The 14,543-nt window shown below is 51.7% G+C and carries 10 protein-coding genes; 8 read left to right on the forward strand and 2 right to left on the reverse strand.

Annotated elements, in window-relative coordinates:
• Positions 1–109: 109 nt before the first annotated feature.
• Entirely contained in the window at positions 110–1,963 is a 1,854-nt protein-coding gene (locus KO216_RS03165) for an acyltransferase family protein (RefSeq protein WP_374047500.1), read from the forward strand.
• Between the two features lie 33 nt (positions 1,964–1,996).
• Here KO216_RS03165 and KO216_RS03170 read toward each other — a convergent pair whose 3' ends face one another.
• Positions 1,997–2,488, reverse strand: a complete 492-nt coding sequence (locus KO216_RS03170; RefSeq protein WP_215522877.1) for a hypothetical protein — start codon at positions 2,486–2,488, stop codon at positions 1,997–1,999.
• 223 nt (positions 2,489–2,711) lie between these two features.
• A complete protein-coding gene (locus tag KO216_RS03175) occupies positions 2,712–2,957 on the reverse strand; it encodes an AbrB/MazE/SpoVT family DNA-binding domain-containing protein (protein ID WP_215522878.1) in 246 nt (81 codons plus the stop codon).
• A gap of 238 nt (positions 2,958–3,195) precedes the next feature.
• Here KO216_RS03175 and KO216_RS03180 point away from each other — a divergent pair, with 238 nt between their 5' ends.
• The 7 genes from KO216_RS03180 (at position 3,196) to rpsO (ending at position 14,386) form a co-directional block, all read left to right on the forward strand.
• A complete protein-coding gene (locus KO216_RS03180) occupies positions 3,196–4,248 on the forward strand; it encodes an ATP-binding protein (protein WP_215522879.1) in 1,053 nt (350 codons plus the stop codon).
• Positions 4,241–6,457 (forward strand): S8 family peptidase, encoded by a 2,217-nt coding sequence (locus tag KO216_RS03185; RefSeq protein WP_215522880.1) that lies wholly within the window; start codon positions 4,241–4,243, stop codon positions 6,455–6,457. The genes KO216_RS03180 and KO216_RS03185 overlap by 8 nt, the downstream gene beginning before the upstream one ends.
• Positions 6,458–6,648: 191 nt before the next feature.
• Positions 6,649–7,728, forward strand: coding sequence for a virulence RhuM family protein (locus KO216_RS03190; RefSeq protein WP_215522881.1), 1,080 nt, complete (start codon positions 6,649–6,651; stop codon positions 7,726–7,728).
• 113 nt (positions 7,729–7,841) lie between these two features.
• Positions 7,842–9,854: a site-specific DNA-methyltransferase gene (locus KO216_RS03195; protein ID WP_251451774.1), complete on the forward strand. Its 2,013-nt coding sequence runs from the start codon at positions 7,842–7,844 to the stop codon at positions 9,852–9,854.
• Positions 9,854–12,430, forward strand: coding sequence for a DEAD/DEAH box helicase (locus tag KO216_RS03200; RefSeq protein WP_215522882.1), 2,577 nt, complete (start codon positions 9,854–9,856; stop codon positions 12,428–12,430). Before KO216_RS03195 ends, KO216_RS03200 begins: the two co-directional genes overlap by 1 nt.
• 115 nt (positions 12,431–12,545) lie before the next feature.
• Positions 12,546–13,949: a DUF2252 domain-containing protein gene (locus tag KO216_RS03205; RefSeq protein ID WP_215522883.1), complete on the forward strand. Its 1,404-nt coding sequence runs from the start codon at positions 12,546–12,548 to the stop codon at positions 13,947–13,949.
• A gap of 167 nt (positions 13,950–14,116) precedes the next feature.
• Complete coding sequence (rpsO, locus tag KO216_RS03210; protein WP_071129636.1) at positions 14,117–14,386, forward strand: 30S ribosomal protein S15; 270 nt, start codon at positions 14,117–14,119, stop codon at positions 14,384–14,386.
• Positions 14,387–14,543 lie beyond the last annotated feature (157 nt).

Genomic DNA, 14,543 nt, shown 5'->3' on the forward strand with positions numbered 1-14,543 from the left:
CATGGCAAATAATGAATGTTCCCCGCTAGCATTGCCTGAAAACAGGCAGTCAGCAGGGAAAGCCCTTCCTCGGAGGCTCCCAAGCACAAGGATCAAAGCACTGGACGGGATGCGCGCGTTAGCAATAGTGGCGGTAGTTCTCTACCACCTGCGCCCCAGCGTGTTACCCGGCGGATTCATCGGGGTGACCGTATTCTTCGTGCTCTCCGGGTTCTTGATTACTCGCAGCGTTATCAGCGCCCTGGATAAGAGAACTTTTTCTTACCGGCGCTACCTGCTGCGGCGTTTCTGGCGCCTATTTTTCCCGATAGTTATCACTATTGCGCTTGCCGCCGTCCTGACCTATCTATTCGCCCCCAGCCTGCTGCTGAAAGTGCAAAGCGACTGCCTACCGGCGACTTTATTTGTCAGCAACTGGTTCTATATTTTTCGCAACGTCCCCTATTTCGCGGCGGCGGGGCTGCCGTCCCCGCTCACCCACCTCTGGTTCCTGGGGGTACTCGCGCAGTTCTATGTAATCTGGCCGCTGATTGTTTACTTGTTGCAAAAAATCAGGCGCGCGGCTCCGGCGATTACCGCGGTCTTGATTCTGGCGTCTACGGCGGCCATGGCCTTCTTCTGGCTGCAGGGAAACGGCGTTACTCACGCGTACTACGGCCTGGATACTCGCGCAGGGGAACTGCTGGTGGGCGCATTTTTAGCGTTTATTTTCCCGCAGGTTTCTTCACCGGGTTCCGGTTCTGTTTCTCAGGCGAAGACCGGTAAGAGCGCGCTGCTGCAGGTGCTGGCAGTCGGGAGCCTAGTGGGGTTAATAGTCTTCAGCATCTTGGGAAATGGGGAACTCGCGGCGATTTATCTCGGCGGTTTCTTGCTGGCGGCAATCCTCAGTGCAGTGATAATCGGGGCGGCGGCCTCCGCTGGCTCTCTAATTTCAAAACTGCTAAGCAACCCAGTATTCAACTACCTGGGTTCCCGCTCCTTCGCCCTCTACCTAGTGCATTTTCCAATCCTGCTGATACTGAATCCGGCTACCCGCACAGTTCCGCCCTCCTGGTGGCAGCAACTCTTGCAGCTACTGATAGTGGCAGTTGCCGCGGAAGTTTTCTATCACCTGGCAGAAGCGCCCGCCACCTTGCTGAGTTCTCTTTGGAAAAAACCAGGAGAAAAGAAACGCGCGAAACTTCGGGCGCAGGGCTGGCTGCGTAAAGTGCAGCTAACTGTGTTTGCGGTACTGGCGGCGCTATCACTGGTGGTAGCGGGGACGCTGGCTTTTTATCCTGCGAACTGGCAGCAGATAGCTAAAGACCGAGCCGTACAGTTGCGCCCAGAACTTGCCTCCGTCTCGTCCTCGAAATCAGAAAAGCAAGAAAATAAGGATAAAGACAGCCGCGCGAAAGAAGATAAAGCCCCCAAAGGGATGAAACCGGTGGCGAAGAAGATTCCCCGTAACCTGGATACCACCGGGTGGCAGATCGATCCCGAAACCGGCAGCTGCAACGCAGATGTGCTGATTATTGGCGATTCGATAACCGAGGGGGCAAGCGCCGCCATCAAGAAAGTGTTGCCACAGGCGGTAGTGGATGGGGCAGTTAGCCGCCAGATTCAAAGCGGCCCGGAGATACTTGCCAACTACCACAACCAGGGGATTCATCCTCGCGTCCTGGTGTATGCCCTGGGAACTAATGCGGCGCTGCGCGGTGATTTGCTGGCGCAAAACCTGATCGACAGTGCCGAGGGCGAGCCCATGTATATAGTGACCATCCGCAATCCGTATCCTTTGCAAGATATGAATAATGAAGTGTTTAACCGGCTATCTAAGGACAATCCGAATGTGGGAATCATTGACTGGTGGGCGGCCACCGAGGGGCATCCGGAATACCTGGTAGATGATGGAACCCATCCCACCGCTGCCGGCAACGAGGTGCTCGCGAACCTGTACAAGCAAGCCCTGTGTGGGCGGTAGGGGGCTTCGGCGCATCTAGGAAGTGTTTTAGCTTCAGCGGGTGATAAGTGTGGCTATACCAGAGAGAATGGCTGCCAAAACTGCCACCCCGACCGTGCCGAATAGCCATTTGATGACCTTGTCGCGGAGTCTAATGTAGGGCTGTAAGTCCTCGGTACCAGGGATAACCCACGCCCTGGTGTGTCCCACCCAGTATTCGTCTACCAAGAAACGGTCGATGAGGTTAGTGATGAATAAAATTGCCGCTATCTGCCAAAAGCCTGCCAGGAACCCCCGGGTGTCATTTATCGCATAAACACAGACCAGCGTGTAAATAATGTAGCCGGGAATGCAAATTGCTTTGAAAATCGCGCGGCCGCGTTTGATTTTATTATGCGTGGTCAATCCCAACTTTACGCACCGTTCCTGCACCTGGGAAGGGTAAAGATACACCATATTAACCGGGCTTTTGCGGATGCCGATGGCGCAGAGCAGAATCAGCAGCGCGCCCAGCACCAGTCCTTCCAGGACAACTCGTAAAATCATCGTTCCCTTTCCCCTGAAACGCCAGCCGGATCGGGCTTTGAACTCAAGAAAGTAGCCCTTTGACCTGGCAAACTCCACTTTTCGACTTAAATAGTTTCGCTCATTTTCCCTAAATTTAAAAGGTACCGGATTTGCTCAATCCCTTTGTTCGCGCCCCGGGCTTTATTGGCGTTAAGGACGTTAGCGTTGAGGTATCTTTCGAGGGCGAGGCAGAGGGGTTACCTTAGGGGACTGCTACGTCTTGGGCAGCGCTGCGGCGCTCCGCGATCAGTTCCTCAACAAGGCTGCTCGCCCCAATTTGTCTCTTTATCAGCTCTTTAGCCTGCTCCACAGTCATGGTGATAACTCCGTGCGGCGTTTCCATCATCAGCAGCTGGGTGCCTGGTTCCCATTTTTGTTTCCGGCGCAGCTTAGAGGGGATAACCAACCGCCCTCGGTCTTTCATAACAGCCGTATAGGTGGTGCTCATAACTTGAGTTTGCCACATTGAGAATGCGCGAGTTTACTCCGCGGGGAAGTCGGGAAGAGTACCGGGGACCTGGGTGCGCTGGATACGGGGTGTGTTTTATCCGAAGATATTAATTATTACTAATTGCTTCTACCAGCAAGAAAGCCTTAAATTTGTGTAAATATTTGAATTCTTGTCCCAAATTACTTGCATATGTTCCAAATTGTACCTATGCTTGCGGGTAACGAAAGGGGACGGCTTGAAGAAACGCAATGTTATCAATCTGATTAGGTATCACGAAGATAAAAATGAATCGGCCTTCCGCGCCGAGGCGTCAGAAATCGCTCGTGACTTTGAGGTTGCCGGTGACGTGGAGTTAGCCGCGTATATTATGGCTCTTATTTCGGACGCTAACGCTTTTGTTCCACAAACGCTAGGGGAGGGCGGAAAAGATTTTCTCCGGCCTCTGGAGTCTGCCTCAGCGCCATTGCCTCTTCCGGACGCTATAGCCATGGACGTGACCGGTGTATGCAATGCAATATCCCACAATATTGGGGTGAATAAGTTTTTGTTCCAAGGCCCCCCGGGCTCGGGGAAGACCCAAACGTCTCGTCAAATCGCCAGAATAACTAATCGTGACCTTTATCTGGTCGATTTTAACGCGGTTATTGATAGCAAACTTGGGCAAACGGGCAAGAATATTGGTCGCCTTTTTGCAGAAATAAACGAGATGCGGCATCCCGATAAAGCAGTGGTCTTGTTCGATGAAATAGATGCATTAGCGCTCGACCGGGTAAACCACCATGATGTCCGGGAAATGGGGAGAGCTACTTCGGCATTATTAAAGGAACTCGACTCTCTAAATGAACAGGTGGTATTGATAGCCACTACAAATCTTTATGAGGAGCTAGATAAAGCCCTCGTCAGAAGATTTGATTCCATTATTGATTTTGGTCGCTACAGCCGGGATGACCTGTTAGAAATTTCCGAAGTGATGCTGAGTGGATTGTTGGACAAGTTCAAAAATGTGGCACGCAATATGCGCTTGTTCCGAAAAATCATGAATCAAATGCCAGAGATTCCCTATCCGGGAGAACTTGAGAATATGCTGCGAACTTCGCTTGCCTTCAGTAAACCGGGTGATCTCTACGATTATCTGCGCCGTCTTTACTCTCAGGCTTGTCCAGATACTTCTATTAGAGATTATGCAAAACTGAGTCAGCAGGGTTTCACGTTGCGAGAAATTGAAGTGCTTTCCCAGGTGCCAAAGACAACTATTTCCCGGGAACTACGGGAGGTGCGTGGTGAATAACCTGCTTCAGCTTAAAGGCCAGTTCCAAACCAAAGGTGCTCGCGGACCGGGTTTGCCTCAACTACCCAAGAATGGGGAAGTTACTGCCAAGCACCTGCTAGATTTGCGTCAACAGCTGATGGAAATAAAGGAGTATTGGCATAAAAAGCAGATACCCTTCGATCCCTTGATCAGCGTTTACTATAAAAAAATAACGGCTAAAAGTAACCGGATTCGCCGCCTACTCGGCGGAGGTAGCTCTAGGGCTAGTAATTCCATTGTAGGAGCCTGCTTCGAGGGGAACTACCAGAACACCCACCATGTGATTACTTATTGTGTCAGCGAAACCACGGTTGATGATTCCATCGATGTTTTGGATAGTTGCGCAGCAATTGTTGAGCAACACGGTGGCACTATCAATTATGAAATACTGGAGCAAATAAAAAAGACTTCCAAAAATAAGTGGATTTATAAACTGCCGAAGAGCAGCTTTTTCCAGGTAATCAGGGATGCTTATTTCGCTGAGCGTTTCGGCATACGTGCTCAGCAGGAGGCAGTTGACGGCTGGGTAGTTGTAAATCTTTACGATACCGGCTACAGCGATGTTCGCGATTTTCTAGATGGTTTGGGTTTAAGAGTCACGCCTGACCAGGTGTTGGGAAGCGCTCTCCGGCTGAGCCCGGAGCAATACAGTGTATTGATAGGGAAATATCCCTTCCTGGTATCGATGGCGATTTCCGATATCTCCGAATTGACCCCCGAAGAGTTCGATGAGGCGGGTATCAATCCTTTGGATATACCTAAAGCTGGTAATGAACCCATTATCGGAGTTATTGATACCCCGTTTGATGAAAATGCGTATTTCTGCGATTGGGTGGAGTCAATAAATCGGATTCCCCCTGAAATTGAAATACGACCGGAGGATTATGCTCACGGGACAAAAGTTACATCGCTTATTGTCGACGGTCCGAGTCTAGTACCGGACTTGGATGACGGTTGTGGTCGTTTCCGGGTGCGACACTTCGGGGTCGCTACCGGGTCGCGGTCGGATTCGTTTGCATTCATGAGGCGCGTGAAAAGTATCGTGGAACAGAACCGTGACATTAAAGTATGGAACATTTCTCAGGGTTCTGTGCGAGAGGTAGCGCGTAACTTTGTATCTCCCGAGGGTGCTATTCTGGACGAATTGCAGTCTCGCTTTGATGACATTGTTTTTGTAGTGGCGGGTACTAATCAAACCCATGAAAAGCAGCAGAAAATTGGGGCTCCTGCTGATTCAATTAATTCCTTAGTTGTAAATGCAACCTCATTTTCAGGTGAAACTGCTAGTTATTCTCGAAGTGGTCCCGTCTTGGAATTTTTCAAAAAACCTGACGTCTGCGCAGTTGGTGGAGATACCGGTGGTCTCATGTATGTCTATGCAGGAAACGGGGGTTCTTGGGTACAGGGAACTTCTTTCGCGGCACCGTGGATAACACGGAAAATGACGTATTTGATGCAGGTAATGGGATTTAATCGTGAAGTAGCCAAAGCACTGGTAATTGACGCGGCTGCGGGATGGGATTTTCTTGAGGATTCTAAGCGAGGCTATGGTCAGGTTCCTATTCGTATAGAGGACGTGGTTCAGTCTAAAGATGATGAAATTAAATTTGTCTTGACTGGGGTTGCTGATTCCTACGAGACTTATAACTTTGGTATTCCAGTGCCGGTCGTAAACAGCAAGCACCCGTATATTGCCCGTGCCACCTTGTGCTATTTTCCCCCGTGTGACCGTCGTCAAGGCGTGGACTATACCAGTACTGAATTGGATTTACACTTTGGGCGTATTGACGACAAGGGTAGTTTGATAGCACTTAACAATAATCGCCAAGGTGAAAATGATGATTACACTACTGAGGCTACGGCGCGTAATAGCTACCGCAAGTGGGATAACGTCAAACATATCGGTGAGGTTTTTCGTAACGGTCAGCGCGGTAGGAAGGCATACGGAACACAGATGTGGGGTTTGAAAATCCGCAAGACCAGCCGGTGGGATAATCCTGCGAGTGCCCCATTTGGAAATCTGCGGTTTGGGATAGTGGTTACTTTGTGGGAAATGGATGGCGTGAACCGTATAGATGAGTTCATTCAAAAGTGTTCACTGCGTGGTTGGATTGTGAACAAGGTGGATATACAAAACCGCTTGGATATCTACAACGCCGCCGAGGTCGAGATAGATTTTAAAGAATAGCTTTTATCTTTACAGGAGAAATGTGCCACCGGAACCCATTTTGCTATCGGAAACAATCCTTTGGATTTAGTGGGGGAGGGTGAGAACCGCGCGGCGCGAACAGTCGGTTCAGACTCAGAAGTGACGGTTTGCGAGTTAGTGATGATTTGCGAATGGAAAACCTCAATCGAAGGATGGTTAAGAAAAACGGTATGACGAAGAATAGTAAAGCTGAAAAAAGCCTTGGAAAGGCCAGTTCTCGGACGATAATTAAGCATGATTCCGGGCAGGTTCTGATATTTACCGCTCAGTCCGGTGTAGGTGTGGAAGTGCGCTATGAGGACGGCACTATCTGGTTAACGCAAGCCCTGATGGCTGAGCTGTTTGGCGTAGAAAGCAACACAGTCACCTATCATCTGCAACAGATTTTCGAGTCCGGCGAGCTGGCGGAAGAGGCAACTACTCGAATTTTTCGAGTAGTTCGCCAAGAAGGCTCTCGCCAGGTAACTCGCCAAATCCAACATTACAACCTAGACGCGATTATCTCGGTCGGCTACCGCGTAAACTCTATTCGCGCCACCCAGTTCCGGCAGTGGGCAACCGCAGTGCTTCGCGACTTTACTCTGCGCGGCTATATTATTGACCGCGACCGTATGGAGTCGGGGAAGATACTGGGGCACGACTATTTCGAGGAACTACTCCAAGAAGTACGCGAAATTCGTCTCTCCGAGCGCCGCTTTTACCAAAAAATAACCGACATCTACGCCACTGCAGTCGACTACAACCCCAACGCCCCCACAACAAAAACATTCTTTGCTGCCGTTCAAAACAAACTGCATTACGCGGTGCATGGTCATACCGCTGCCGAGTTGATTACCCAGCGAGCTGATGCCGCCAAACCACATATGGGGTTAACGACTTGGAAAAACTCCCCGGAAGGGAAAGTTCTAGCCAGCGATGTTACCGTCGCCAAAAACTACCTCACGAAAGACGAATTGGCCGATTTAGGACGAATCGTTGAAGCCTATCTAAACCTGGCAGAATCACGTGCCAAGCGGCATATTCGCACCACCATGGAAGAATGGGAAGAATTCCTGAACCAAGTACTCACTCTTGATAGTCGCGAACTCCTAGACAGCGCCGGGAAAATCTCCAAGAAAATCGCTGACCAGAGAGCCAAAGAAGAACTGGAAAAATATCGAGTAATCCAAGACGTGGAATATCAATCCGATTTTGACAAGTTCGCTGCGAGAGCCCTGGAGGCCACCAGGCACCACGATGAAGCTAGATGATACACGGTAGAGCGTGTAAACCGGCAGGGAGCTTAGGAGTGGGGTTCTTGGGGCGGTAATATCAGGGTATCTGGGAAGTGTTTTCATTGGCGCGCAAGGGAGAGGGCTATTAGATGTCGCAACAACGCCTGCAACTTACTTGGTACAACAAGGACAAGGCTCTGATTCCTACCGAGACCGGCAAATACGGCTATACCTGGGTTGATCCTGCGGATCCGCGTTACTGTGAAACCCACACCCTGGTCTATGACGAATACGTTGAGGGTAAGCAAACTCAAAAGAGTGAGGAGTTTGAGTATTCTGAGCGTGCCGACCTAGAGCCACAAGACGATAACCTGCTGATTTTGGGAGAGAGCGGGGACGTGCTGGAGGCGCTTACCCGGGTGCCAGAGCTGGCGGAAAAATATGTGGGCAAAGTGAAGCTGATCTATATTGACCCGCCGTTTAACACCGCGCAGACTTTCGCCAATTACGAGGACAACCTGGAACACTCCGTGTGGCTGACGATGATGCGTGACCGGTTGCTGCATTTAAAGAAACTCTTGAGTGAGGACGGATCTATTTGGGTGCACCTAGACGATGTCGAGGTACACAGGATGAGACTGCTGATGGACGAGGTGTTCGGTGCTGGGAATTTCGTGGCTGAAATATATTGGCAAAATACCTACAGCCCCAAAAATAATGGATCAGGAGTATCGATTGATTCAGACGTTATTCTTATCTACCGAAAGTCATCATCGTTTGAGGTAAATAGGCTTCCTAGAACAAGTTCAATGAATTCTGCCTATCAGAATCCGGATGATGATCCAGCAGGATCGTGGGCTAACGACAATCCGCACGCGCGTCATGCAGCTGGTAAATATCAGCACCCTGGCGTGTATGGGATTCAGCATCCGATTACCGGTAAAATGCTTTATCCCTCAACATCTGCAAATTGGTGTTACGCGCAATCAACAGTTCTAGAAATTATGCAAGGGTGGGGTGACTATGTCTATGGGGATAACACTCCTGAGGAAATGGCAAAAAGACGCGAAATAGAACCCCCTGGTGTGCAACTACGTGATGATGTGCATCCACTTGTTTTGCGGAACTTTAACTCGTCCAGCGTGAAACGCGCACAGGAAATTCAAGATGGTGGACCTTGGCCAGTTTTTTGGCTTACTAGGGACGGTAAGGGAGCTATTAGGCGCAAAACCTATCTGTCTAATGTTGCTGGGCGTATTCCGCAAAGTATCTGGCCGTATAGCGAAGTCGGACACACTGACGAAGCGAAAAAGGAAAACCAATCTCTTTTCCCAGATGAAACTCCTTTCTCTACCCCTAAGCCGGAGCGTCTTTTGGAGCGGATTATTCATATTGGTTCTAATCCGGGGGATATTGTTTTGGATTGTTTTGCTGGCTCGGGTACTACGGCGGCGGTGGCGCAGAAGATGGGGCGGCGTTGGGTGACCTGTGAGCTGGTTGAGGATACTTTTAACCGTTTCACGAAGCCTCGTTTAGAGAAAGTAGTTAGCGACAGCGATCCGGGTGGTATCACTCGCACTAAAGGGCAGCGGGTGGATGCTACCGATGAGGGTTTACCTGAGGGGTTAAGTGCTGATGATGCGCAGAAGCTAACTTCGCTGCTCAATAAGGCAATTAGTGAAAGTCCTGATCTGAAGAAGTCAGCGGATATTCGGGCAGTTAAGCAGATGGTGAAGACTCGCCGCTCGAAAGACGTGGTTAATTGGCGTGGGGGTGGCGGTTTTCAGGTGGCGCACTTATCGCCGGCTTGCTTTGATTACGATCCGCAGTTGGGTCGGGTGATGCTGACGGCGGCGGCGACTGGGCAGGTGTTGATTGAGTCGGTAGCGGCGAATCTGGGGTTCTCTTTGTTGCATCCCGATGATGATTATGTGTTTGACGGTCGGCGCGGCAATTCTTTATTGAAAGTGGTTGAAGGGGTAGCAACCGTTGAAATCGTGCATTGGTTGGCTTCGCAGGTGCGGCCGGGTGAGACGATTGTGTTGGCTGCTACCAGCGTGATGGATGGGGTGCGACAGCATTTACGGAAAGCGGTGAAAGGTTCACGGGTGGTTGCCGTGCCGGATGATGTTTTTCCTTACAGCGCAGGGGGTGAGCGGTAATGGCGGATCGGCTTAATATTGGTTTTGATTCCGACATGCTGGAAGAAATTAGCGCCCAGTTTGATTTGCGGGCTCCTAATAAAGAGGCACTGCGCAAGCTGGTGTTTACTCTCGATGGGGATTATGACCCGGCGGTGATGCAGGTGTTGAACCTGGCGACCGGGGTGGGGAAGACCTATTTGATGGCGGCGTTTGTGGAGTATTTACGCCGGCAGGGTGTGGGTAACGTGATGATTGTTACCCCTGGTAAGACGGTGCAGGCGAAGACGGTACAGAATTTCTCGCCGGGATCGCCGCGTTATATCGCTGGTTCTGGGGTACCTCCGCAGGTGGTTACGCCCCAGGATTATTCGGCGTGGGTGGCTCGCCAGAATGGCCCGGCGCAGCTGGCTTTTGGGCGCGAGGTGCCTTTGTTGGCGTTTATTTTCAATATCCAGCAGTTGATTGCGCCTAAGTCTGTGGATGGGGATACTCATGGTGGCACTCAGGATGCGATGCGGCGCAAGCCTCGCAGGTTTGATGAGAGTGCGGGGGTGCTTTTTGATTACCTTAAGAATCTTGATGACCTGGTGGTGATTGCTGATGAGTCGCATCTTTACGGTGCGAGCGCGGTAGCGTTTAACGCGGCTCTTAAAGAGTTGGATCCGGCAGCGGCTATTGGTTTGACTGCCTCGGTAGACAGGAAGACAGATAAGGTTATTTTTGAGTATCCCTTGTATAAAGCTATTCAGGATAAGTATGTGAAGGCTCCGGTGTTGGCGTTCCGCAAGAATGGCTATGGCGCGGATGAGGCATCTGAGGAGCAGCAGTTGCGGGATGCCTTGCAGCTTCGCCAGATTAAACAGACCTGTTACGATGCTTACGCGAAGAAGCAAGAGCGCGCTCATGTGAATGCGGTGGCGTTCGTGGTGTGCTCGGATGTGGAGCACGCGACCCAAGTAGCTGATTTGTTGCGTACCCCGGAATACCTGGGTAAGGCTGATGCGGTGTTGCAGGTGGATTCTAAGCATGAGGACGAAGCAACTCAGCGCCTGCTTGATGAGTTGGATCGGCCTTATTCGCCGGTGTTGGCGGTGGTTAGTGTTAATAAGCTTAAAGAGGGTTGGGATGTTAAGAATATTGCCGTGGTGGTAACGCTGCGGGCGATGGCTTCGGAGGTTTTGACCCAGCAGACCATGGGGCGCGGGTTGCGTTTGCCGTTCGGCAAGTATACGGGGATAGGGCAGATTGACCAGTTGGATATTATCGCTCACCAGTCGTTTAAGGAGTTGTTGGCTGCCGAGAATGTGTTGCAGCAATTTGGTTTGGAAGAAGCGGTAGCCAGCCAAGATGTAGGTAGGGTGCGTGTGGCTATTGGAAGTGCTGGTGGCGAAAACTCTGCCGTTCCTGCCGGCGTTGGCGGTGATAGCGCCAGCCAGTCTACCGGGGTGCCGGTGGATACTACTTTCTCGTTTGGGGAGGGTGCGGGCGTGTTTGCAGGGCAGGAAGGTTCGGTGCCAGTTGGTGAGCCTGGGGAGCCTGGGGTGAGAGTTCGCACTATTAGTGAATCTGGGGTAGATGAAGGCCCGGTGTTGGAGTCAGTTACGATTACACGTAACCCTGAGTTTGCTGGAGTGAGTTACCAGTTCCCGGTGACCACCATTTCTGTTTGCCCAACCCCTATTCACCTGTCAGAGATTAGTGCTGAGCAGATCGAGCAGGCAGCACGGCGGGTTACTTCTACTGGTGACGTGTTATTTCGTCAGGAAATCGTTGCCGTGTTAGGTAAGAAACTAAAGGCTGAAGATCGGGAAAGCGCGGAAGTAGACTCGCTTCATGTTGATGATGCTGATGCCCAAGAAGGCCTGGTTAAACTGGTGATGGACATGCCGCTTGTCCCCAAGACAAAACAAGACGTTCTCTACGTATCTGAGTTGCTGGTTCCAACGTTTATGAAAGGCGTGACTTTCACGGGCTGGACGGTGAAATCGCTGGCATCTGCACGCGATGAGTTATACAACCTGGTGAAAGAGTATGTAGATACAACCTCGCGCGCCGCTCCTACAGAGTTAGAAATACACCCCAAAACGATGCCGGGTAGTGGATACACCTTGGAGCCAGGTGAAATAGTTTATGACCAGATTGATAGCCGTGAACAGTTCGTACAGAGACGGGTTTATAGGGGCTGGTTCAAGTCCCTTTTCGCTGAGGAATCTTTTGATTCTTACAGTGGCGAATATGTACTGGCCAAGCTGCTAAATACTTCACCAGGGATCAAGTGGTGGCACCGTTTGCACCGGCAAGATGAGGCTTTTGTGCACTACAACTCTAAAGATCGGTATTTCCCAGACTTTGTTGCCCGCGACAGTGATGGCGTGTACTGGATTATCGAAGGCAAATCAGAACGTGGTCACGATGATGAGCAGGTGCAAGACAAACGGAAAGCAGCAGAATCATTAGTGCGGCGTTTGATTGCCGAGGACGCCTACGAGGGGCAAAAGTGGGGATACTTAATCGCCTACGAAAATGACACCGCCCGCGCAGATTCCTGGGAAGACCTCAAAGCCTACAGCCAACCAGTCACCAACGTTATATAACTACGGCAGAACCTCCGTCTAGGCGACTTCCAGCCCAACAGGGTAACGCCGTTTTTAACCACTGAAAACATGTCAATATCAGCGGAAAACACCTAAAGAATATAGAGTTTAGAACATGAATGTTCCGGTGCAGTATCGATCTTTGCTCGCTCCTCCTGAACCGCGCGAACAGCGCTATAAATACGGGCGTTCGCTGCGCGAAACCGTCCCCTTTAGTTCCCTGGCGGCCTGGGTGCCGTCACCGGATCGTGACCCTATCGCCCTGATTCAAGACTCCCACCAGGGCAGAGTAGAAAATCTGGTTCCGATTCGGGTAGGGCGGATGGCGTCCTCGCCCTACGGTTTCTTGCGGGGAGCCGCCGTAGTCCAAGCCGCCGACTCTGCCGCTCTGCCTGCCACCGGTATCCAACCGGTAGTTTGCGGGGACTCCCACCTGGGAAACTTCGGTTTTTACCGTTCCCCCGAAGGGGAACTGGTAATGGATCTCAACGACTTCGATGAGGCGCATACCGGCAGTTGGGAGTGGGATCTGCGCCGCCTAACCGCTTCGATTCACGTGGCGGGGCGCGAAAATAATCTTTCCGAACCCAAATGCAGTGATGCCGTAATCGCCTGTGTAAATGCCTACCGGGACGAAATCTCTTACCTGGCGGGGCGTCCCCTCTTTGAGCGTGCCTTCAACCGCATTGACCTGGATAATCTCAACTCAAGAGAGCTGAACCCGAAACTGGTAAAAGAAATAGAACGCGCCGCTGCTAAAGCCGTGAAGCGCACCTCGGATCGGGTGCTCCCCAAGTTTGCGCAAGAAGAAAAAGGAAGCCTGCGGATTACCCCCGAACCTCCGCTGACCACCAGAATCTCTCAAGATGATTGGGATGCTTTGGCACGCGCCCTCGACGGATACCTGCACACGATTTCAAACCAGTGGGCGCGGATGCTGGGCGGATACACCCTGGTAGATATCGCGCAACGGGTAGTAGGCGTAGGGTCAGTAGGGCTGCGCGCCTATATTGCGCTGCTACAAGGATCCACTCCCACGGACGTAATCTTCTTGCAGCTCAAACAGGCGCGCCGCTCCGTGTTGGCGCAATATGTGCATGGCTCCAAAGAATGGCACTCTCACCAGGGTGAACGAGTCGTGGAATACCAGCGAGCGCTGCAAACCGTGTCGGATCCGCTGCTGGGCTGGGCGAGCGTAGGCGAACGCCAATACTATGTGCGCCAGTTCCGCAATATGAAAGGAACCGTGCCTTTAGATCGCCTGGGCGCCAAATCCCTATGCGACTATGCGGGAATCGTGGGGCTGCTGCTAGCGAAAGGACACGCGCGCACCCACGGAGCCGCTATGATTGCCGGCTACCTGGGTAAATCCGATAAACCGGGGCAGGCTTTAGCTGATTTTGCCCGCGCTTACGCCGACCAGACCGAGGCCGACCACGCCGAATTCTTGCGGGCAATCAAAGACGGACGGATGCCCCAACCGGAGGGCGAAATGTCCAGTGCCTTCCGCGCGGGCTAGGGCGTACCACCTGCCGCGCGTGTCCTAGTTCACCAGCGTCAAAATAGCATAGCGAGCTGCGGTGATGTTAGGCTAGTAGAGCCGTTACAAGCCGGCCACGGATGCGTCATGCCCGGGTGAAACTGCCCCGGTGCTCCGTGCAACAAGTAGAAGTAAAGGAGAACCCAGTGGCACTGAGTAAAGAAGAAAAAGCCAAGATTATGGAAGAATATGCGACCCATCCCGGTGATACGGGTTCGCCTGAGGTTCAGATCGCGCTGCTTTCCAAGCGGATCTCGGATCTAACTGAGCATTTCCAATCTCACCAGCATGATCACCACTCCCGTAGGGGACTAATGCTGCTGGTGGGGCAGCGGCGCCGCCTGCTAGGCTACCTAAAAGACATCGACATCGAACGTTACCGTTCTTTGATCGCCCGTCTAGGTTTGCGTCACTAATATAGAAATATCGGCCCGGTTTACGCCGGGCCGAATTGCTATCACCCAGGTTTCGGTCTTCGGTGGTGGCCTCCGGATAGGGCGCTGCAGTTTCTAGTCGCTAATCTCCGTGGGTCTCGATCGTTGACCGCCCATCGCAAGGTGATAGCTCTCAGGA

The sequence above is a fragment of the Varibaculum prostatecancerukia genome (assembly GCF_943169825.2).
Classification (GTDB): domain Bacteria; phylum Actinomycetota; class Actinomycetes; order Actinomycetales; family Actinomycetaceae; genus Varibaculum; species Varibaculum prostatecancerukia.